The organism is Burkholderia sp. BCC0322 (assembly GCF_902833045.1).
In the GTDB taxonomy this organism is placed as follows: domain Bacteria; phylum Pseudomonadota; class Gammaproteobacteria; order Burkholderiales; family Burkholderiaceae; genus Burkholderia.
In genome coordinates this window covers 583-22171 of record NZ_CADFDU010000005.1, presented here as the reverse complement: position 1 = coordinate 22171, position 21589 = coordinate 583, and the positions used below count along the sequence as shown (strand labels likewise).

18 protein-coding genes, 1 tRNA gene and 1 rRNA gene are annotated in these 21589 nt (G+C 66.0%); 15 read left to right on the top strand and 5 right to left on the bottom strand.

The window, feature by feature from the left end:
• Positions 1-407: 407 nt before the first annotated feature.
• Entirely contained in the window at positions 408-863 is a 456-nt protein-coding gene (locus tag HWX39_RS16125) for an antitoxin Xre/MbcA/ParS toxin-binding domain-containing protein (RefSeq protein WP_041492387.1), read from the top strand.
• Positions 860-1339, top strand: a complete 480-nt coding sequence (locus HWX39_RS16120; protein ID WP_175969015.1) for an RES family NAD+ phosphorylase — start codon at positions 860-862, stop codon at positions 1337-1339. Before HWX39_RS16125 ends, HWX39_RS16120 begins: the two co-directional genes overlap by 4 nt.
• A 34-nt stretch (positions 1340-1373) precedes the next feature.
• On the opposite strand, the gene HWX39_RS16115 is transcribed toward HWX39_RS16120, so the two are convergent.
• From HWX39_RS16115 to HWX39_RS16100, 4 genes are all read right to left on the bottom strand, one after another.
• Positions 1374-2312, bottom strand: a complete 939-nt coding sequence (locus HWX39_RS16115) for a site-specific integrase (protein WP_175969014.1) — start codon at positions 2310-2312, stop codon at positions 1374-1376.
• Positions 2313-2393: 81 nt separating this feature from the next.
• Entirely contained in the window at positions 2394-2906 is a 513-nt protein-coding gene (locus HWX39_RS16110; RefSeq protein WP_175969013.1) for a DUF2165 domain-containing protein, read from the bottom strand.
• Positions 2907-3191: 285 nt separating this feature from the next.
• Complete coding sequence (locus HWX39_RS16105; RefSeq protein ID WP_175969012.1) at positions 3192-4547, bottom strand: uracil-xanthine permease family protein; 1356 nt, start codon at positions 4545-4547, stop codon at positions 3192-3194.
• A gap of 58 nt (positions 4548-4605) precedes the next feature.
• On the bottom strand, positions 4606-5730 hold the full coding sequence (locus tag HWX39_RS16100) for an aryl-sulfate sulfotransferase (protein ID WP_175969011.1): 1125 nt from the start codon (positions 5728-5730) through the stop codon (positions 4606-4608).
• Positions 5731-5832: 102 nt separating this feature from the next.
• Here HWX39_RS16100 and HWX39_RS16095 point away from each other — a divergent pair, with 102 nt between their 5' ends.
• The 11 genes from HWX39_RS16095 to HWX39_RS16045 all read left to right on the top strand — a co-directional run bounded on the left by HWX39_RS16095 (position 5833) and on the right by HWX39_RS16045 (position 18675).
• A complete protein-coding gene (locus HWX39_RS16095) occupies positions 5833-6789 on the top strand; it encodes a LysR family transcriptional regulator (RefSeq protein WP_175969010.1) in 957 nt (318 codons plus the stop codon).
• Positions 6790-7020: 231 nt separating this feature from the next.
• The gene (locus tag HWX39_RS16090; protein ID WP_175969009.1) at positions 7021-9006 is read left to right on the top strand and encodes a gamma-glutamyltransferase family protein; all 1986 of its coding nucleotides are present in this window, start codon (positions 7021-7023) and stop codon (positions 9004-9006) included.
• Positions 9007-9085: 79 nt separating this feature from the next.
• Entirely contained in the window at positions 9086-9454 is a 369-nt protein-coding gene (locus tag HWX39_RS16085) for a hypothetical protein (protein ID WP_175969008.1), read from the top strand.
• A 292-nt stretch (positions 9455-9746) separates the two neighbouring features.
• A complete protein-coding gene (locus HWX39_RS16080; protein WP_175969007.1) occupies positions 9747-10289 on the top strand; it encodes a hypothetical protein in 543 nt (180 codons plus the stop codon).
• Between the two features lie 375 nt (positions 10290-10664).
• On the top strand, positions 10665-11435 hold the full coding sequence (locus HWX39_RS16075; protein WP_175969006.1) for a hypothetical protein: 771 nt from the start codon (positions 10665-10667) through the stop codon (positions 11433-11435).
• A gap of 123 nt (positions 11436-11558) precedes the next feature.
• Positions 11559-12167: a hypothetical protein gene (locus HWX39_RS16070; RefSeq protein ID WP_175969005.1), complete on the top strand. Its 609-nt coding sequence runs from the start codon at positions 11559-11561 to the stop codon at positions 12165-12167.
• Between the two features lie 78 nt (positions 12168-12245).
• Entirely contained in the window at positions 12246-12545 is a 300-nt protein-coding gene (locus tag HWX39_RS16065; protein ID WP_175969004.1) for a CbrC family protein, read from the top strand.
• A gap of 64 nt (positions 12546-12609) precedes the next feature.
• Entirely contained in the window at positions 12610-13860 is a 1251-nt protein-coding gene (locus tag HWX39_RS16060; RefSeq protein ID WP_175969003.1) for a DNA repair exonuclease, read from the top strand.
• Between the two features lie 3 nt (positions 13861-13863).
• Positions 13864-17334 (top strand): YhaN family protein, encoded by a 3471-nt coding sequence (locus tag HWX39_RS16055; RefSeq protein ID WP_175969002.1) that lies wholly within the window; start codon positions 13864-13866, stop codon positions 17332-17334.
• A gap of 120 nt (positions 17335-17454) precedes the next feature.
• Positions 17455-17979, top strand: coding sequence for an HD domain-containing protein (locus HWX39_RS16050; RefSeq protein WP_175969001.1), 525 nt, complete (start codon positions 17455-17457; stop codon positions 17977-17979).
• Between the two features lie 9 nt (positions 17980-17988).
• Entirely contained in the window at positions 17989-18675 is a 687-nt protein-coding gene (locus HWX39_RS16045) for a DUF429 domain-containing protein (protein ID WP_175969000.1), read from the top strand.
• 153 nt (positions 18676-18828) lie between these two features.
• Here HWX39_RS16045 and HWX39_RS16040 read toward each other — a convergent pair whose 3' ends face one another.
• Positions 18829-19266: an ATPase gene (locus HWX39_RS16040; protein WP_244135019.1), complete on the bottom strand. Its 438-nt coding sequence runs from the start codon at positions 19264-19266 to the stop codon at positions 18829-18831.
• A 640-nt stretch (positions 19267-19906) separates the two neighbouring features.
• Here HWX39_RS16040 and HWX39_RS16035 point away from each other — a divergent pair.
• Positions 19907-21439: ribosomal RNA gene (locus HWX39_RS16035) — 16S ribosomal RNA — on the top strand.
• 63 nt (positions 21440-21502) lie between these two features.
• A tRNA-Ile gene (locus HWX39_RS16030) sits at positions 21503-21579 on the top strand.
• Positions 21580-21589 lie beyond the last annotated feature (10 nt).

The window sequence follows — 21589 nt, the reverse complement described above, 5'->3', positions numbered from 1 at the left end:
TACCCGCGTATGGGAGCGTGATTCCCTACCTGCCGGATTTTCTACCGATACGAGAGTTCAATGGCTTCCACTCGTCATGACGTACCCGATACTCCCCGTGCCGGGGTGTGCTCCACCTTGTCCGGAAGGATGAACCGGCGAAATGGGAGCAAATGAAGCCAGTTAAAAAGTTGTTACGTGACAACCGGATGATGCTTGTCGGGACTTTATATACTGAACGATTGCACCCCATCCCCCAGGCGAATCTTCGATTCGCAGTCACAGAAGCGAGTCTCCAGGCAGATGAGTCATGTCGCTCGCGCCTTCTCCGTCACCCTGACGACCACCACAGGTGCGCTCATCATCGGCCTTTCGCATGTTTCTGGCAAAACGCCTATAATGATTGGGCAAATTGCCGGGAGAGAGTCATGAGCACCATCGCTTTCCATCCTTCGGGCGTCGCGCATCCGCGTCAGGCCGAATTCACGATTCTCGAACAGTTGCTGGCGATCCGTGTCCGATCGGGGGCCGATCTTGCCGAACTGGCGAGCGCACGCGTCGACGTCTCGGTGATCGACCGTCTGTCCGAGCGCGGGCTGAAATCGGACGAACTGGCCTTCATCATTCCACGTCGCACGCTGAGCCATCGTCGCCAGGCTCACGAACGGCTGTCGCAGGAGGAATCCGACAAGGCGATCCGTCTCGCGCGCATCGTCGCGCAGGCGACGGCCACGTTCGGCGACCAGGACAAGGCGATGGCGTGGCTGCGCAACGGGCTGCAGCGCTTCGGCGGCCGCACGTCGCTCGACATGGCGAGCACCGAGCATGGCGCGCGGCTCGTCGAGGAAGTCCTCACGCAGATCGACGAGGGGTACTTCGCTTGACGACGCTGTGGCGGATCAGCAATTTCGCCGACCTGAAAGGCATCGGCGGGTTGCGTGCCGGCGGGCGCTGGCATTTTGCCGGGCAGCCCGTCGTGTATCTCGCCGAGCATCCGGCGCTCGCGCTGCTCGAGACGCTCGTTCATTTCGAAATCGCCACGGTCGCGCAATTGCCGAGCGGATACCAGTTGCTTCGCATCGAGGTGGCCGATTCGGTCGATATCGCCGAAATCGCGGAGGGCGATGCGCCGGACGACTGGCGAACCAACGTCGACTGGACCCGCAGCGCCGGCACCGAATGGCTGCACACGCAGCCGAGTGCGCTGCTGCGCGTGCCAAGCGTCGTCGTGCCGCACGCGCACAACTTCCTGCTGAATCCGCTGCATCCGGCCGCTTCCGAGGCCCGTATCGCGGAAGTCATGCAATCGCCGTACGACACCCGGATTCTGCGGCTGATCCAGCCGCCGCCGGGCGAATAGGGAGCCGGACGGCACGCGCCGAGCGCGAGCGCTATCAGCGCTCGCGTGCGGCGCGGTCCGCGGCCGCATCGGGCGGCAGCGTCTGCCGGATGCGCGTGACCGTTCGCGTGCTGACGAGACCGAGCATCGCACTGACGTCGGCATGCGCGTGGCCTGCAAGCAACTGGCGGCGCGCATACGTATTGCGCAGCACGCGCGGGCTCATGTCCGCCGCGTGGAAGCCGATCGCGGTCAACGCGTCGCGCACCACGAGCAGCAGGAACATGTCGTTCATCGCGCCACCGCTGCGCGGCGCGGGAAACAGCAACGCCGACGCCGGTGCGTCTGCCGAGCGCACGCGCCATGCGGCGAGCGGCGCCAGCGCAAATTCGGCGAGCGTGATTCGGCGCGCCGGCCGTGCCCGATCGCGCGGCAAGGATAGCGCGGGCGGCCGTGCATCGAGATCGGGCGCGTCATGGGTCGTCGCGCGGATCTCGGCCGACGTGATGCCGCTCGCAAGCAGCAGCGCGACGATCGCGTGATTCCTGCAGTCTGCCGGCGTGTCGCCCGCTCGAGGCTGCACATGGCGTTGCAGCGCCGCGTCGGCGTCGGGTGGCAGATAGCACGGCTCGGGCTCGCCGTCCGGCCATGCGAGATCGCGCGTCGTCCGGCCGGCCGGATGGATCGTGCGCAAGCCGGCTTCGACCAGATGCCGGCCCAGCCGGTCGATCAGCTTCGCGTAGCGCACGCGGGTCGACGTGCCGGGCGCGCACGTGCATTCGAGTTCCGCCAGGAAGGCTGCGACGTGGTCGGGCCCGAACGTGGCCAGCGACACGCGCCGTGCGTTCAGATAACGCAGGAACCGTTCGAACATTGCGACGTGCTGCACGACCGATCGCGGCGCGAACGGTCGGCGATCGGCGCCGGTCGCGGCGGTTTCCTGCCACGTGCGAAAGGCGCCAACGGGGTCGTGAATCCAGCGATTCGTGTCCATGCTCGATTTATAGCCGGACGCGGTGACGCCGGCAATCGTCCCGATGGTCTTCCGGCCGCCCGGCCCGCTGCAAGCGACGCGTCAGTGCGCGGTACGCGTGTCGTCGATGCCGTCGTTGTTCATCGTCAGGTAGACGAGCACGAGCAGCAGCGTGATGAAGAAGCGAAACGCGTCCGGCACGCCGTTCCATTGTTTCGACATCCACATGCCGAACCATTCGCCGCCTATCGACATGAAGGCGACCTGCCACGTGAGGAAGCCGAGCGTCAGGCCGGCGATCGCATACGCCTTGGCGGCGCGGAATGCGGTATCGCCGGTGCGTCGTGCGCGCAGCAGGCGGATTCCGCCGATCCAGCACAGCACGGCCGTCAGCATTTCCATCGAAATGATGCCGACATAGCCGGCGTGATGAACCCACGTCGTGCCGATCGCGCGATACATGATCCCGTTGCCGGGGAACGTCGTGTCCATCAGGAACACGTGATGCACGAACGCGAAATTCGTCGCGTAGTCGGTGATGTTGCCGAACGCGACGAGCGATGCAAAAAAGGCCATGGCAAGCACCATGGCTGCCTTAGAGAGACGAACCATCATAATGGACTCCGAAATGAATGAGCAGGCGAAAGCGCGACCGCACGGCGGCCAGCCGGCGTTCGGGGTGATACCTGCGTGAGCGTGTCCGGCGGGGCCGGCAATTTGCGTGCGTGGCACGGCGGCGCGGAGATCGGGACTGGAAAACCTGAAGCCGGGGCGGCGTCGAGGAGACGCACGCGCCGGCTGGATCGAGTGCCCGCGCCAGGAGGGAGCGGCGATTGTCGGTCGAACCGCGGGCGTCGTCAAGCGGGGCCCGCGCACGTGTCGCGCTGCCGACCGTCGCCGCTATGCGTCGCGCGAAGGCGCAGGTGCCGCTACCGTGCTCACCGGTCCGCTTACCCGCGCAAATGCAGCGAATGCCAGTTGCGTCGCGATGGCCGCGAGCGTGCCGGCAGCCATGCCGTTGCCGAGCACGATCTGCACCGGCGCACTGAAATGGCGATACAGGTTCGGCACCAGGATCGGTGCAAGGCCGACGACGAGCGCGGCTGCGAGCGTGTACTGGTTGGCGCGCGCGTGCAGGTCGACGCCGGCGAGCAGCCGGATGCCCATGACGCCGATCATCGCGAACACGACCAGCGCGGTGCCGCCGACCACGGCGGCCGGAATCGCATACGCGAGCCGCGCGAGCGGCGCGAACAGCGCGATGACGATCAGGATCGCGCCGGCGGCAGCCGTCACGTAGCGCGAGCGTACGCCGGTCGTCTGCACGACGCCGATATTCTCGGCGCTGGTCACGATCAGCGGCGTGCCGAACAGCGCGCCGGCCAGCGACGCCAGCGCATCGCCGCGTATCGTCTTCGGCACGTCGCGCGACAGCGAGATCGTCTTGCCGCACGTTTCGCCGACGGCGACCGTCTGTGCGGTGGCCTCGGCCATCGAGATCGCGGTGAAGATCAGCAGCGGCAGCGCGGCCAGCACGTCGAAGCGCGGCATTCCGAACGGTAGCCATACCGGATGGGTGAACAGCGGGCCGTGCCATACGTCGGCGAGCGCCGGCATCGCATCGATCGCCCATCCGAGCGTCGCACCGGCGATCAGGCCGATCAGCACCGCGAGCCGCCCGAGCGTGCCGCGGAACGCACCGGCCACGACGACGGTGGTGACGATCGTCGCCAGCGCGAGACCGAGCGCGCGCGGCTGAGCGAAATCGGCCGAACCCGGCTGGCCGACGACGATCGTCGCGTAGATCCGGATCAGGTTGACCGACACGAGCAGCAGCATCGCGCCGACGACGATGCGCGGAAAGAGTCGCAGGCAGCGCGTGAAGACGGGCAGCAGCACCCAGTAGAACGCGCTGGCGAGCAGTGCCGCGCCGGCCGCCGTCGGCAGGCCCGATTGCGCGGCGATGCCGGCGAACAGCATCGTCGGTGCGCCGCCGGGCACCATCACGAACGGCATGCGTGCGCCGATCGGGCCGGCGCCGAGCGACTGGAGCAGCGTGCCGATCCCGCACGCGAAGAACGTCGCGCCGATCAGTTGGACCGTCAACTCTGCCGGCAGCGCGAGCACTTTTGCGATCAGGAACACGGCCGTGATCGGGGACGCGGCCATCGACAACACGTGCTGCAGCCCGAACAGCACGAGCTGCCATGGGGGCAGCCGCGGGTCGACGGGCGTTGAGATCGGATCGTGCGACACGGCAGGCCCCTTCGAGGCAAACGGCGATGAGCGCCGGAACCCGGCGGTGAACGGAAGGTCAGCCCCGCAGCCAGGGAAGTTGCGCGGCGCTGTAGCGGAACGTCTGGAATACGCTGTTGAGCTGCCCGGGGCCGGTCTTGCGCGCCGCTTCGTCCGGGTATTCGGCGAACCACGGAATCACGTATTCCCAGACGACCTCGCCGGCGGGCGTCACTTCGAACAGCCGGCCCGTCGACGATTCGGTGACGTGCGTGTTGCCGTTCGGCAAGCGCTGCGCGTTGCCCATGAACGGCGTGTAGAACAGGTTCACGACGTCGTCCGCATATGACCATACGACGCGCTGCGTCGCGGGATCGATCTCGACGACGCGCGAGAACACGACGTGCGCGCCGTGGCGGAAATTGCCGTTGTCGAACGCGAGGATGTTGCCGTTCGCGAGCGGTACCGGCGCATGCTGATGCGACACGACGTCGGGCCCGATCCGCAGGTCGACACGGCCGGTTTCGCGATTCACGCCGATGATGCCCGACGTCGTGCGCAGGCTCATCAGCACGCGGCCGTTCGCATCGACCGCAAGGCCGTTGACGAGCGGCCAGTGATAGCGCCCGAAGCCGGCTGCGATCGGGAAATCCTCGGGCTGCAGATGTTCGCGCGCATGCCATTCCCAGACGATCTGCCCGGCGCGGTTGACTTCACGGATCACGTCCGCATACATCACCTCGTCGTCGCCGTGCGGCGTGCCGCCCGGCACGCGCCGCGCGAACGCGGCGTCGACGGGCTCGCACGCGGCGTAGAGCAGGTTGCCGTTCGGCAGCCACTGTGCATCGTGGTGGTGCGCGGGATCCTCGTAGCGCCACACGGTTTCGCCTTGCGGCGTGACTTCGTAGAAGTCGCCGCCGTGCCACATCGACCACGGCGCATAGCGTGATTCGGATTGCGGATGGTTGCCGTTGTAGCCGAGGTTGCCGTTCGCGAGGATGACCGCATGGCGGCCGGGGCGTACGGGCATCTTCCACTGATGGGCGACTTCGCCGTCGATGCCGACGAGATAGACGTTGCCGTCGGCCGTCTGTGGCGCGATGAGCGTATAGCCGCCCGCCGACAGGGCCGGATCGTGGGCAATGAGGCCGACGCCACGGCGGCGCTGGGTAATCTGGTCGACGGTTGTCACTGCGGTCTCCATTCGAATCGGGCGCGGGGATGCAGCGGAATCTAGACGATCCGGACGGTCAGTAAAATCGGATTATTCTTGACACCCTGTTCGGAAAAATCTAACGGATCTTCCATGCGTTCGGTATCGCAGACATTCCGCTGTTTCGACGAAGTCGCGAGACGCGGCTCGATCCGCAAGGCGGCCGACGCGCTGCACCTGACCGCGGCGGCGGTGCACCAGCAGATCCGCAATCTCGAGGAGCAGGTCGGCGTACCGCTGTTCGACCGGCTGCCGCGCGGCATGCAGCTGACGCTGGCCGGCGAGATCGTGATCGCGGCCGTGCGACGCGGCCAGCGCGATTTCGACAATGCGCTCACGCAGGTCGAGGACTTGCGCGCGCTGCGACGCGGGCATGTGAACCTGGCGGTGCCCGCATCCACCGCGGAAAAGCTCGTGCCCGACGCCATCCTCGCCGCGATGCAGCGCTACCCGGGCGTCACGTACAGCGTGCGCTCGGGAAACGGCGAGAGCATCGTGCGCTGGGTCGAGACGGGCGAGGCCGACATCGGCTATGCGCTGCGCCGGCGCACGTCGGCGGGCGTCGTCGAGGTGCGCGCGTTCGCTCAGCCGCTGGGCGTCGTCACGGCGCCGGGCCATCCGCTCGCGGCGTCCGCCGGCAAGGTGCGGATGCGGGACTGCTTCGCGCATCCGCTGATCCTGATGACACCCGACACGGAACTGCGCGCGATGTTCGACCAGATCGATGCGCGACAGCCGCGCAACGTGCGGCCGCTGGTCGAGACGGGTTCGGTGCCGATGGTGCGGCGTCTCGCGGCCGAAGGCGCGGGCGTCGGCTTCCTGATTGCCGAGAACGTCGCGGATGACGTGGCCGCCGGCCAGCTCGCGTGGACGCCGCTCGCCGATGCGGGGGCACGCTCGTTCAGCTGCATCTACCAGCGGGCGGACATGAGCGCGACCGTCGCGATGACGATGTTCCTCGAGTTCTTCTCCGAGGCAATCGAAGCGATGGAGAGCGGTTTTGCGCACGACGGCCGGGCAGCCGGCAAGCGTCGTCGGGCAGTAAGGTAACGACGTGACGACATCGGCCGCGCAAGCGCATCGCACTGCGATGCAGTGCAACACGCGAACCCGCCGGCGAGATCGGCGACGTTGCGTACGCAACGTCCGGTCGAATGACGTCATTCCCTTGTTGCGGAAAAAATTTTGTTCATGGGACTATCGAACGTGTTGTCGGCGCACCGAGGGGGTCGCAGGCAGCGTGATGTCTATCGCAACGGCCTTAAAGAACATCGGCAGACAATGAACAGAACAACGATTTTTCCGTATGCGTCCGCGTTGCTCGCGGCCGGCCTGTTGACGGCTTGCGGCGGCGACGTCGAGAACCAGGCAGGCCGCACGCCGACACCTTCCACCGATGCGAGCTGCCTCGCGGTCGACAACAGCGGCGCGACGGTCGTGGTGGGCTCGAACCAGCCGGGCGACCCGTCACTGCCGGAAGCGTCGTCGGGCTATCGCACCGGGATGAAGCCGGTCTATGCGAAGACCTATCTGGTGGCCACGTCGAATGCGTACGCGAGCGCAGCCGGTTGCGCGGTGCTGAAAAAAGGCGGCACGGCCGCCGACGCGGCGGTCGCGGTGCAGGCCGTGCTCGGCCTGACCGTGCCCGAAGCGACGGGCCTCGGCTCTGGCGGCGTGCTGCTCTACTACGATGCGCGCGGCAAGACGCTGCAGGCGTACGACGGCCGGGAAACCGCGCCGGCGGCCGCGACGGAGAACTACTTGCGCTACGTCGACGACGCAACCGACCAGTCCGCGCCGCTGCCGAACGCGCGGGCGAGCGGCCGCTCGATCGGCACGATCGGCGTGCCGAGGCTGATCGAGGCGCTGCAGCAGGATCACGGCCGGCTGCCGTGGCAGACTCTGTTCGGCGATGCGATCACGCTCGCGACCAACGGTTTCCCGATCGGTGGCCGGCTCGCCGACGCGATCGTGGCGAACGCCGCGAACCTGAAGCGCGACCCCGAGGCCGCCGCGTATTTCCTGAACGCCGACGGTTCGCCGAAGACGCTCGGCACCGTGTTGAAGAATCCGGCGTATGCGCGCACGCTGACGCTGATGGCGCAGTCGGGTGCGAACGCGCTGTACACGGGGCAGATCGCGCAGGACATCGTTGTGAAGATCGCCACGACGAAGGGCGCGGACGGCTCGACGCTCACGCCGGGCAAGACGACCGTAGCCGACTTGGCCGCGTACCAGGCGAAGCGCCGCGAGCCGGTGTGCACGACCTATCGCAGCTATTGGGTATGCGGGATGCCGCCGCCGTCGTCCGGCGGCATCGCGGTCGCGTCGGCGCTCGGCATTCTCGAGAATTACGACCTGAAGTCGCTGAAGCCGACGGCGATCGATCTCGAAGGCGGCAAGCCGACCGTCGCGGGCGTGCATCTCGTCACCGAGGCTGAACGGCTTGCATATGCCGATCGCGACAAGTACGTGGCCGATACGGATTTCGTGCCGCTGCCGGGCGGTACGTGGAATACGCTGCTGAACAAACCGTACCTGAAATCGCGTGCCGCGCTGATCGACCCGACCAAGAGCATGGGCACCGCACAGCCCGGCAATCTCGGCGCGGTGCCGCTTGGTGTCGACACGACATTGATCGAGCACGGCACGAACCAGTTCACGATCGTCGATGGCGACGGCAACGTGCTGAGCGCGACGACGACGGTCGAGTCGAGCATGGGCTCGTTCCACATGACCAACGGCTTCCTGCTGAACAACCAGTTGACCGATTTTTCCGCGAACCCGGTGGATAGCGCGGGCAATCCGGTGGCCAACCGCCTGCAGCCGGGCAAGCGGCCGCGCAGCTCGATGGCGCCGACGATTGTGTTCGGGCAGGCCGCGGACGGATCGCGCGGCGATTTCGTGATGGCGACCGGTTCGCCGGGAGGCGGCACGATTCCGCAATATGTGGTCAAGACGCTCGTCGGCGCGCTCGACTGGGGCCTCGATGCGCAGCAGTCCGCGGGGCTCGTCGATTTCGGCGCGAGCAACAGCCCGACGACCACGATTGGCGGCGAGCACCCGAACGTCAACACGGCGAACAACGGGGCGAACGATCCGCTGATCACGGGGCTGCTCGCGCTCGGGCACAAGGTGTCGACGTCCGCGCAGGCGAGCGGCGTCAATACGGTGATGCGCGTAACGGTCGGCCAATCGCCCGCGTTGCAGGGCGGCACCGACCCGCGGCGTGAAGGTGTCGTGCTCGGCGATACGTTCCGGCCGTAATCGGGCGGTACGCGCGCGGCCTCGACCTGCCCATAGTCACCAACGGGCGGCCGGGGCCGCGCATCGTGAAGGAGTCGCAATGACGAACGCGCATCTGCTTGAAATGGACGCCATCCTGTCGGCGCCGGGCTTTTTCGATTTCCTCGGCGACCTGGATGGCGACCGCGCGCTGGACGGTCGCGATGCCGGGCCGTTCGATGCGCAGTGGATGACGTCGTTCGACGAAATCGACGGTGATCCGGGTGCAGCGATCGACCGGCCCGCCGTGAGCGCGCTGAGGGAAAAGGCGTTCAAGCTCGCATTCGGCGCATCGGGGAACGCCGGTGTGGCGGCATGCGTCTCCGACGATATCGAGCTGATCGCGCGGAGCCGGTTGTCGGGCCGCGCCGACGGCTGGCCGACACACGTTCTTTGGAATGCTTATAGAAGCGGCCGGTTTCCCTGCTAGCCGTTTCGCCTGCCTGGTTTCCCGATCCGCAGCGATCTGCCGTGTCGCCGTCGCGGCATGCTCCGCGCGGCACGCCTCAAGAGTTCCCCGTCCAATCCCGCCGCAAGCCGTCGATTGTCAAACAGTGTGAGTCAATCGTCAGCATTTGCAACGGAAGTAACAGTCCCCGCAATTCAATCGCTTTGCTCGCCCGCACCGCTACATTAGCTCCACCTGCCGCACGTCGCGGCAAGGCATGCGACAGGCCGCACGAAGGCGGCCCGCAGCAACAACGTCTTTGGGGAGAATGACCATGAACAAGATTCGTACGATTCTGGTGGGGGCTGCACTGACGGCGATGGCGACTTCGGCTGCGTTCGCACAGACGGCCCAGACCGGTGCCCAGGGTTCCGCAGGTGTCGGTGCACAGGTTCAGACGCCGCTGCTCGGTGGCGGCGTGGGCGTGCAGGCTGGCGCCGGCGCGAATGCGGCAGGCTCGGGTTCGGGCGCGGGCAACGTCGTTGGCGGCGCGCTGAGCGGCGTCGGCAAGACGGTCGGCGGCGTGGGCTCGGCAGCCGGCAACGCGGTTGGCGGCGCGACGCATGCGGTCGGTTCGGCAGCGGGCACCGCGAAGGATGCAGCCGCATCGGCCGCCCACTCGACGAAATCGCACGTGAAGCGCGTCGCAGGCACGGCAAAGAGCCACGCGCAAGGCGCGGTGTCGACGGCAGGCGACGTCGCAGGCGGCGCGAAGGCGAAGGCCGGTGAGGCGCTCGAAGGCGCAACGAACTCGGTGCAGGGTGGCGCATCGGTCGGCGTGAAGGGAGCGGCATCGGCACAAGGCGGCGCGCTGTAAGCGTCACGCTTTCCGACACGGCCCGGCCCGCTTCGATGCGGGCCGGGCTTCTTTATTGGCGCGCGCGACGCGCCGTTCATCCCGTCCTCGATACGGGAATGCGTCGGCGTTCGCCACCTGTCCGGCGACGCGACACGCATCGGCGCCTTGCCGGATGCCCGCCGGCACGGACCGGCAACGGGCGGCGTACGCGCCCCCTGCCCATTGCCCGCCCGCCATGCTTAAATAGCGGGGCTCCCGGTTGCCGGGCCGCCGCAATCGCGGCGCCGGCCGATACGGGCCAGCATGTCCGATCGATATCGTGACGACAGACGACACCAATACGCCGTTCCGGCCAGCCCGGCGCGGCCCGATAACATTCCGAGGCCTCACGTCATGACCGTCCTGTTCCGTCTTCTCGCGCTCGCCTGCGCGCTTTGGCTGGCCGCCTGCGCGGCGCCGCCCCCGCCGTCCGCGAGCTCCGGCGCGTCCGCCGCCGCACCGGATGCCAGTGAACGCCGCGGGCTGGGCACCGCATGGGGCGAGTCGGTGCGGTCCGAAACGCGCCAGGTCGAATTCGAACGCGCGGATCCGGCGAAGCCGACGGACCTCGCGTCGGTCTACTACAACGATGCGTTGCCCGGACACCCGCCGGCGTCCCAGGTTCGCCGGTTGCCGACTCGCGTCGCGCTTGCCAACGGCGACATCGCGCTGTCGTTCACGGACGAAAAGGGTACGCCGCTGCGTCTGGCGCGCCGCGACGGCCGCTGGCACATGGCGGGCGTCGAAGGCTCGCGCTACATGATCATGCTGCATAACCAGGGGCGTCGTACGTTCGAGGTCGTGTCGAGCGTCGACGGGCTCGACGTGCTGTCCGGGCGGCCGGGCAGCTATACGAACGGCGGGTACGTGCTGTATCCGGGGCGCACGCTGACGATCGAGGGCTTCCGCAAGAGCCGCGACAAAGTCGCCGCGTTCCGCTTCGCGGCGGTGCCTGACAGCTATGTCGCGAATTCGAAATATGGCGATGCGGCGAACGTCGGCGTGATCGGCGTCGCGGTGTTCGCGCAGAAGGAGAACGACGAGGAAGCACTGCGCCGCAACGCGAATCCGTTCCCGGGCAATGACAACGGCTATGCACCGCCGCCGGTGCCGCGCGCAGAGTGACGGCACGTCGCGGTCGCCCGCGTGTGTCGTGACGAACGAGGTACGCCGGGCGACCCTGAAATGGAACTGCTAGCACGGCATGCCGGCGCATGCGGTGAATTTCACGACTATCCTGCGCGATTCATGTGGACACGGATCATCTCGACGAAATCGATTGCGTTGAAGCTCGCGGCACTGGCGTTGCTGGTCTCGAATGCCACCGTCGCCATCGCCGAAACGCCGGCACCCGAATCGGTGCGGCTCGCCAGCGGTCACGAAATCGAATGGGTGCGCCCGCGGCTGGTCGAGGTCGATGCAGGCCGCCACGAGAAATCGGCACTCATCGTGCCGGCCGCGCTCCGCCACGCATTGCGCGATGCATCGAGTGTCGCGTTCCCGTCGGACCATACGAAGCGGATCGACGGTAAAGACTATCTGCTGGTCGTCGTCAATCGCTCGTCGAACAGCCGCCCGACCGGATATTGCGGCGCGGGCGAAGAAGGGGCGCTGTACGTGCTGGAACTGCACGGCGCCCGTGCGGTGCCGCGTTTCTCGCTGCCGGTGCAAAGCTGCGTCGACTCCGTTTCGCTCGAAACCGATGATGGAGCGCAATCGCCCTACCTGGCGATCACGTGGCGCGACGGCCCGGTCGGCATCGACATCCGGTGGGAATATCTCGCGCGCGGCGGTGCAACGCATCGCGTCTATCGTTTCGTGAACGGCACATTCGTCGAGGCTGAGGTTCCGCAGTAACGCGGCCGGGTTGCGGCACAATGGCCGTTCGAATTCGCATCGCGTGCGTCCCCACCATCCGGATCGACGGAGCGCCTCATGTCGTTACCCGCTTTCAGGTACCATCCCGACCCGCTGGCAACGGGCAGCGTGATCTGCTCTGACGCGCGCTGCGCGTGTTGCGGCGACGGTGCAACGTTCATCGGTCGTGCGGGTGCAGGCGAACTGACCGCGCTCGGCCCGCAGGCGGTTGCGTCGATTCGTGAATCGACCGGACTCGACGAGGGCGCCGAGTGGGCGCGTTTGTTCGCCGCACTCGACAAGGATGGCTCACCGACAACGTATATGTTTCGCCGTATCCATTGCGGCGAATTCGGCGGCTACCAGGATTGCGACTGACGGCCCGGCTGGCGGCATCGCACGGCGATCGCAGGCCCCATCGTCATGACACAGAGGAATCTTCGTGAAGTTCATCCACGCGGCAGACATACACCTTGACAGCCCGTTGCACGGCCTGAGCGCGTACCCCGACGCGCCGGCCGCGCAGTTGCGCAACGCGTCGCGCGAGGCGCTGCGCCAGCTCGTGGATCGCGCGATCGAAGAGGAAGTTGCGTTCCTCGTGATCGCGGGCGACCTCTACGACGGCGACTGGAAGGATCACAACACGGGCATCTTCTTTGGCCAGCAGATGGGGCGCCTGCGCAAGGCCGGTATCCGCGCGTTCGTCCTCGGCGGCAACCACGATGCCGAAAGCGAGATGACGAAGAAGCTGACGCTGCCCGACAACGTCACCGTGTTCAGCCACCGCAAGGCGGAAACCCACACGCTGCCGGAATTCGACGTTGCGCTGCACGGGCAGAGCTTCAAGGACAAGGCTGTCGTCGACAATCTCGCGATCGGCTATCCGGACCCGGTGCCCGGCTACTACAACATCGGCGTGCTGCACACGGCGCTCGAAGGCTATGCGGCGCACGCGAACTATGCGCCGTGCACGCTGGCCGAACTGCACGCGAAAGGCTACGACTACTGGGCGCTTGGCCACGTGCACGAATTCCAGCAATGGTCGGGGCCGTCCACGGTGGTGTTTCCCGGCAACCTGCAGGGGCGTCATATTCGCGAGACGGGCCGCCGCGGTGCGGTGCTCGTGACGGTCGAGCAAGGCCGCACGCAGGTCGAGCGCCTGTATCTCGACGTGCTGCGCTGGGAAGCCGTGTCGGTCGACGCGTCCGATTGCGATACCGTTGCCGACCTGTCGAGAAAGATCGGCCAGTCGCTGGAAGCGCTGCTGACCGTCGATGGCCATGTGCCACGCGCGGTGCGCGTGACCGTCACGGGACGCACACGCGCGCATGGCCTCTTTTTCGGCCGCGCGCCGCAGTTGCGCGCGGAGGTGCTGAACCAGATCGGCATCATCGGCAACGAGCGGTTGTGGCTCGAGAAGGTCCGTCTCGAGACGTCCGCGGCCGATCACCAGCCGGGCGAAAGCGAGCAGCTTGAAGCGCTGGAGGACCTGAAGCAGATCCTGGCCGACGCCGCGCGCGATCCGGATTTCCTCGAACTGCTTGAACGCGACCTGAAGCCGTTCGTCGGCAAGGTGCGCAGCGACGTGAAGGAAGAGGTGCCGTTGTTGACGATGGCACGTGCGGGCGAGCTTACCGCACTCGTCGAGCAGGTCGGGCCTGCGCTGCTTGCGCGGCTGGCGAGGGGGGAGTAAGCGATGCGGATCAATCAGCTCGATCTGATCAAGTACGGCAAGTTCACCGACGAGACGCTGCGTTTCCCGTCGGCCGGCGAGGATTTCCATGTGATCGTGGGGCCGAACGAGGCCGGCAAGTCGACGATCCGCATGGCCGTGTCGGAGCTGCTGTTCGGGATGAAGCTGCAGACGCCGCTGGATTTCCTGCACAGTACGCCCGAACTGCGGATCGGCGGCGTGCTGGAGAGCGGCACGGGCGAACTCGCGTTCCACCGTGCGCGCGGGCGCAGTCCGCTGCGCACGCCCGCTGACGACAAGTTGCCCGACGACTATCTGGCCGCCGTGCTCGACGGCGCCACGCGCGAATTTTTCGAACAGATGTTCGGGCTCGATCACGGACGTCTGGTCGACGGCGGCCGGAGCATTCTCGACGCATCCGACAAGCTCGGCCAGGTGCTGTTCGAATCGGCTGCCGGTGTCGGCAGTCTCGGGCCGGTGCGCGAGGAGCTCGATGCGCGTGCGGTCGAGCTCTGGGCGCCGCGCCGCAGCGGCAGCGCGTTTGCACTCGCGGAAGCGTCGTTCAACGAAGCCGTGACCGAACTGAAGACGGTTCAGGTGCGCACCCGCGACTGGGTCGAACGCAAGGACGCGCGTGAAGCGGTCGAACAGCAGATCGAGCAGGCACGCGCGGAACAGCGTCGGCTTGAAGCCCTGCGTTCGAAGCTCGAACGCGTGCGACGGCTCGCGCCCTACCTGAAGGAACTGACGGTCAAGGACGCCGCGCTGGCGGAACTGGGCGCGGTCGTCGAGTTGCCACCCACCGCGTATGCGGATCTGCTGAAGGCGCAGGGCGATCTCGCGGCCGAACAGAAGGTGCTCGAGGAACGGCGTGCCGATCTGCTCGCAAAACGACAGGCGCGCGATGCGATCGACGCCGACGCCGACACGCTGGCGCTCGAAACCGACATCGAAGCGCTCGATCGGTTGCGCGGTGCGTGCATGAATCACGCGCAGGATCTGCTGCTGCTCGGCGCGGATGTCGAGCGGCACCTGTCCGCCGCGTTCGCTGCGGCCGCCCAGCTCGGCTGGCCGACCGACGAAGCGTCGCTGCGTGCATCGCTGCCGACCGCGTTGTCGCTGAAGACCGTTGCAAACCTGTTGCGCGAACACGGTGCGCTGCACCAGGCGCTTGCCGGCGCGCGCGAATCGCTCGACGAACGCACGCGCGAGCTTGCCCAGGTAAAGGAACAACAGGCGCGCCTGCCGACCGTCGATGTGCCGGAGGCGCTGCGTGCGGCGCTGGCCGATGCGCAAGGCTTTCGCAATAGTGGCCAGCGCGAGCAGGCACTCGAACATGAAATCGCCGCTGCTGACCGCACACTGTCCGGCGCGCTCGATGCGCTCGGCCAGTGGCGCATGCCGGTCGACGCGCTGCGTGCGCTCGACGTGCCGTCGGCGGCGCGGCTCGGCACGCTGCTGAAGGAAGACAGCGAACGTGCGAGCGCGGTCGCTGCTGCACGCGACGGGCGGGACGGCGCGCTCGAAGAGCTCGAGCGGCTCGAACTGCAGGAGAAACACTTCGCGGAGAACCACAAGGTCGTCACGACCGCCGACGTGCTGGCGGCGCGTGCGCGGCGCGACGGCGCGTGGGGCGATATCCGCAGCGGCGCGGTCGATCTCGCATCGGGCGCACCTGCGGTCGACGACGCGATTCGCCTTGCTGACGAACTCGTCGATGCACAGCTCGGCACGACGCAGGCGGCGGCGACGTTGCAGTCGTTGCGTCAGCAGGTCGAATCCGCACGCGCCGGCGTGACGCGCAGGCAGGCTGCATTGGACGAGCGCGAGCGTGAGCTCACCGCGCATCGCGACGCATGGGCCGCGCTCGCGACGGCGGCCGCGGTGCCCGGCATGCCGCTGGCGACGATGGGCGACTGGCTTGCAAAGCGCGACATGGTGTTCGCCGCGCAGGCCGACCTCGACCGTCAGCGCCGCGAATTCGACACGATTCGCGCCGCACGGGCCGGTGCCGAAACCGCGTTGCGCGCGGCGCTGCGCACCGTGTCGCGAGGCGGCGAGTCGGACGGCCTGGCGGCGCTCGTCGCGATTGCCGAGACCTTCGTACAGTCGGCCGAGAAAGCGCTCGCGCAACGGGACAGCCTTGAAGATCGCGCGCGGGAAGCCGAACGCGGATGCGCGACGGCGCAGTCGCGCGTCGGCCACGCGCAGACGGCCTACGATGCGTGGCATGCGCAATGGCAAGACGCGCTGGCCGACGCAAAGCTGTCCGCGAGCGCGGCGACGCTGGCTGCGGCGGAAGGCGCGCTCGGGCTCGCCAACGCGGTGATGGCCGAACTGGCGGATGCCGACGCGCCGCGCAACCGGATTGCCGCGATCCGCGCGGAGCTGGCCGCGCTCGAGGCTGGCGCAAGGCGGCTTGCCGAAGCGCTTGCGCCGGAATGGCTGACGAGCGGCGACTGGCCGGATGTCGCGCGCCGGCTGACGATGCGCCTCGCCGCCGCCAGGGAAATCGCGCGTGCGATCGGTCGTGCCGACGAGGCCGTGCGGCAGGCCGACGGCAAGGTCGCGGATGCGGCTGCCGCGGTGGCTGGCGCCGATGCGCGCATCCAGCCGCTGCTGCAACTGGCCGGCGTAGCGTCGATCGACGCGGCATTGCCGCTGGCGGAACGCTCGGATCGCCAGCGCCAGCTTCGGCAGGCGGTCGATGCCGCGCACGAGGCACTGGTGCGCGATGGTGACGGCCTGTCCCGGTCGGCCGTCGAAGCGGAAGTCGCGGAGCAGGACATCGCCGACGTACCGGCGCAGCTCGAAGCCGTGAAGCAGTCGCTCGGCGATATCGGCAAGCGGCTGAACGAGCTTTCACGGCAGCAGGTCGTGGCCGACCAGGCGTTCGGCGCGATCGACGGCCACGCGAACGCGGCCGTCGCCGAGTCGAAACGGCAGGAAGCGCTGGCGGCGATGGGCGATGCAGCCGAACAGTATCTGGAGGCGGCCACGGCGAGCCGGTTGCTGAAGTGGGCGACGGATCGCTATCGCGACCAGAAGCAGGGGCCGATGCTCAGGCGCGCGGGCGAGATCTTCGCCGGGCTCACGCTGGGCGAATTCGCGCGGTTGACCGTCGATACCGAACGGACGCCGCCTGCACTGTATGCACGGCGGACGAAGGGCGCATCGGTCGAGGTCGCCGGGTTGAGCGAAGGAACGCGTGACCAGTTGTTCCTCGCGCTGCGGATCGCGGCGCTGGAGCTGCAGCTCGGCAGCCGGACCGCGCTGCCGTTCGTGGCCGACGACCTGTTCATCAACTTCGACGATGCGCGCGCGAAGGCCGGCCTCGATGCGCTGCGCGATCTGTCGACGCGAACCCAGGTGCTGTTCCTGACGCACCACGACCACCTGCTGCCGCTCGTGAGGGACGTATTCGGCGCACGGGTCAACGTGGTCGAGTTGCAGCGCACGCCGGCGGGCGCGTGATGCGGGGCGTGCGGGGATGCCGGCGCACGGGCAGGGTCATCGCGTACAGGTAGTATGGGCGGTTCCGAAATGCACGCGGCCGGTTCTGCCGGCCGCGGGTCTGGCCACACGGGGGGGAATATGAAAAAGCTGGTAGCCGCCATCGCGTTCGCGGCGGACAAGCATCGCAATCAGCGGCGCAAGGACGAAGCAGCGTCGCCGTACATCAATCATCCGATCGCGCTTGCCGACGTGCTGGCCAACGAGGCCGGCGTCGAGGACGAGCGCGTGATCGTCGCGGCCGTGCTGCACGACACGGTCGAGGATACCGAGACGACCGAGCAGGAATTGCTGCGGCTGTTCGGCAAGGACGTGGCGGACATCGTGATGGAAGTCACCGACGACAAGTCGCTGCCGAAGGAGGAGCGCAAGCGCCTGCAGGTCGAGCATGCGGCGACCATCAGCCGGCGCGCGAAGCTCGTGAAGCTGGCCGACAAGATCTGCAACCTGCGCGACATCTCGCGGCATCCGCCCGCGGACTGGCCGCTCGAGCGCAAGCAGGCGTACTTCGACTGGGCGAAGTCGGTCGTTGACCCGATGCGCGGCGTGCATCCCGGCCTCGAGGCGATCTTCGACGCGGCCTACGACGCACGGCCGGCGGACTGAGGCGCCCGCATGCGATCGGCTCGACCCATCGAATCCGCCGAGCGTCGATCGCCGACCGTGGCGGGTGTCGACGTGGGCGGCGAAAAGAAGCAATGCGATCTCGTGATCCTGCGCGGCCCCACTGTCGTCTGCCGCGAGGAACGGATCGCACCCGAGGCGGTGCCGGCGCTGTGTCTCGCCCATGATGTCGTGGTCGTCGGTGTCGACGCACCGAGCCTGTGGTGGACGGGCAGCGGGCGCCGGGCGGCTGAACAGGCGCTCGCACGCGAACGGATCTCGTGCTTTCCGACGCCGTCGCGGCAGCAGGCGGTCGCGAGCACGTCAGGCTTCTTCGACTGGATGTTCATGGGAGAGCGGGTCTACCGCGCGCTCGCGGATACCTATCCGCTGCTGACCGGCGCGCACTATGCGGGCGGACGCGCCAGCTTCGAAACCTATCCTCATGCGATCACCTGCGCGATGCTGGGCAAGCATGTTGCGTCGGCGAAGCAGAAACGCAACCAGCGCCGGCAATTGCTGGAGCGACTGGGGATCGACGTGTCGGCGCTGAAATCCGTCGATGCGCGAGACGCGACCCTTTGCGCGGTGACGGCGCAATTCGTCATCGACGGGAATGCGCACGCGTATGGCGATACGGCGGGCGGATATATCCGCGTGCCGACCGTGAGCGAGACGATCGTTCTCGATGCACCGTAACAGCGTCGCGCGTCCTGGGCGAGAGGCGCAGAGAAAGGGCGAGCTTTTGCGGGAGGGGTGTGGCCTGTGTGACGACCAGGGCGTGGCAAGCATCGGGATGGTTGGCGCACACGACATGACGCGGGTGCGCGACGCGATCCCGAGCGGCGCTCCTTAATCCTCGAGGATGGCTTTAGGCACGCTGGACAGGTCGCAGGCTTGCGCCTGTTCGAAGTAGCCTTCAGCATCGTCGATCATCACGACGGCGACGTCGATCAGCTCGTCGAGTCGTTGCAGCAGCGATTCACGCCACTCTATGTCTTCGTCGCGCTCGGGCGTCTTGTCGAGTTGCTCGATGATCGAGTCGGCCGTCTGCAGGAATGGAATCGCCTGCTGATAGTTTTCGATCGAGACCATCGCTGCGTTGCGCGCGCCGACGAGTCGCTCGCGGTGCTCGTCCGCCAGTTCGGATTCGCCGCTGATCCGCGGCAATACATCCGAGATGCGTTGCAGAAGCGGCGGAGCCTGTTCTTCCAGGATGATGGCGCGCTCGCGCAGCGCTGCATATTCGTCGCGAAGGTCGGCGTCGCCGGGCTGAGTGGTGCTGTTCATCGTGGATAGGAGTGCGTGGTGCGGTCGCGGCATGATACTCGACGGCACCCGATTTCCTGCCCGTTCCGCGAGTTCCTATATAGGCGGCGAGAGACATACTTCACATCAATCGAGGGTGGGCCGTGTTGCGATGGGCGCCCCGTCGAGCTCCCAGCCCCCGTGCGCGACAGCGCACGGGGGCTTTTTCAAAATATTTTCACAAAGGGGCTTGTGTGGTTGGGGGCAGGTGCTTAGAATCACGCCTCTTTCGCGCTAACGGAAACGCGGCGCGGGAGAGGGAAGCAGGGTTGGTGGTGTGCGGCAGTCTGGCGCGCGCAACTGGCCTGGAAGTTGAGCCCCGCAGTCGCAACGATGGTGTTAAAAAGTTGTTGACGAGCTGCGAAACACGGTTCATAATCTCGCTTCTCTGCTGCTGAAAACGCAGCGCTGCCGGGAAACACGAAGTTCCTCGCAGAATGCTCTTTAAAAATTAACAGCCGATAAGTGTGGGCGCTTGATGGAAGCGAGCTGATCCTCGGATCAGATAGCAAAAGTATCAAGAGTCTCACACTAAAGTAAGTCAGGTTTATGAAGCAATTCATATTCCTGTCAGCTTTGAGTGAGCGACCGGTTCGAAAGAACCGAAAACAGTAACAGGTTTAAACTGAAGAGTTTGATCCTGGCTCAGATTGAACGCTGGCGGCATGCCTTACACATGCAAGTCGAACGGCAGCACGGGTGCTTGCACCTGGTGGCGAGTGGCGAACGGGTGAGTAATACATCGGAACATGTCCTGTAGTGGGGGATAGCCCGGCGAAAGCCGGATTAATACCGCATACGATCCACGGATGAAAGCGGGGGACCTTCGGGCCTCGCGCTATAGGGTTGGCCGATGGCTGATTAGCTAGTTGGTGGGGTAAAGGCCTACCAAGGCGACGATCAGTAGCTGGTCTGAGAGGACGACCAGCCACACTGGGACTGAGACACGGCCCAGACTCCTACGGGAGGCAGCAGTGGGGAATTTTGGACAATGGGCGAAAGCCTGATCCAGCAATGCCGCGTGTGTGAAGAAGGCCTTCGGGTTGTAAAGCACTTTTGTCCGGAAAGAAATCCTTGGCTCTAATACAGTCGGGGGATGACGGTACCGGAAGAATAAGCACCGGCTAACTACGTGCCAGCAGCCGCGGTAATACGTAGGGTGCAAGCGTTAATCGGAATTACTGGGCGTAAAGCGTGCGCAGGCGGTTTGCTAAGACCGATGTGAAATCCCCGGGCTCAACCTGGGAACTGCATTGGTGACTGGCAGGCTAGAGTATGGCAGAGGGGGGTAGAATTCCACGTGTAGCAGTGAAATGCGTAGAGATGTGGAGGAATACCGATGGCGAAGGCAGCCCCCTGGGCCAATACTGACGCTCATGCACGAAAGCGTGGGGAGCAAACAGGATTAGATACCCTGGTAGTCCACGCCCTAAACGATGTCAACTAGTTGTTGGGGATTCATTTCCTTAGTAACGTAGCTAACGCGTGAAGTTGACCGCCTGGGGAGTACGGTCGCAAGATTAAAACTCAAAGGAATTGACGGGGACCCGCACAAGCGGTGGATGATGTGGATTAATTCGATGCAACGCGAAAAACCTTACCTACCCTTGACATGGTCGGAATCCTGCTGAGAGGCGGGAGTGCTCGAAAGAGAACCGGCGCACAGGTGCTGCATGGCTGTCGTCAGCTCGTGTCGTGAGATGTTGGGTTAAGTCCCGCAACGAGCGCAACCCTTGTCCTTAGTTGCTACGCAAGAGCACTCTAAGGAGACTGCCGGTGACAAACCGGAGGAAGGTGGGGATGACGTCAAGTCCTCATGGCCCTTATGGGTAGGGCTTCACACGTCATACAATGGTCGGAACAGAGGGTTGCCAACCCGCGAGGGGGAGCTAATCCCAGAAAACCGATCGTAGTCCGGATTGCACTCTGCAACTCGAGTGCATGAAGCTGGAATCGCTAGTAATCGCGGATCAGCATGCCGCGGTGAATACGTTCCCGGGTCTTGTACACACCGCCCGTCACACCATGGGAGTGGGTTTTACCAGAAGTGGCTAGTCTAACCGCAAGGAGGACGGTCACCACGGTAGGATTCATGACTGGGGTGAAGTCGTAACAAGGTAGCCGTATCGGAAGGTGCGGCTGGATCACCTCCTTTCCAGAGCTTCTCGCAAAGTTGAGCGCTCACGCTTATCGGCTGTAAATTTAAAGACAGACTCAGGGGTCTGTAGCTCAGTCGGTTAGAGCACCGTCTTGATAAGGCGGGGGTCGTTGGTTCGAATCCAACCAGACCCACCATTGTCTGGCG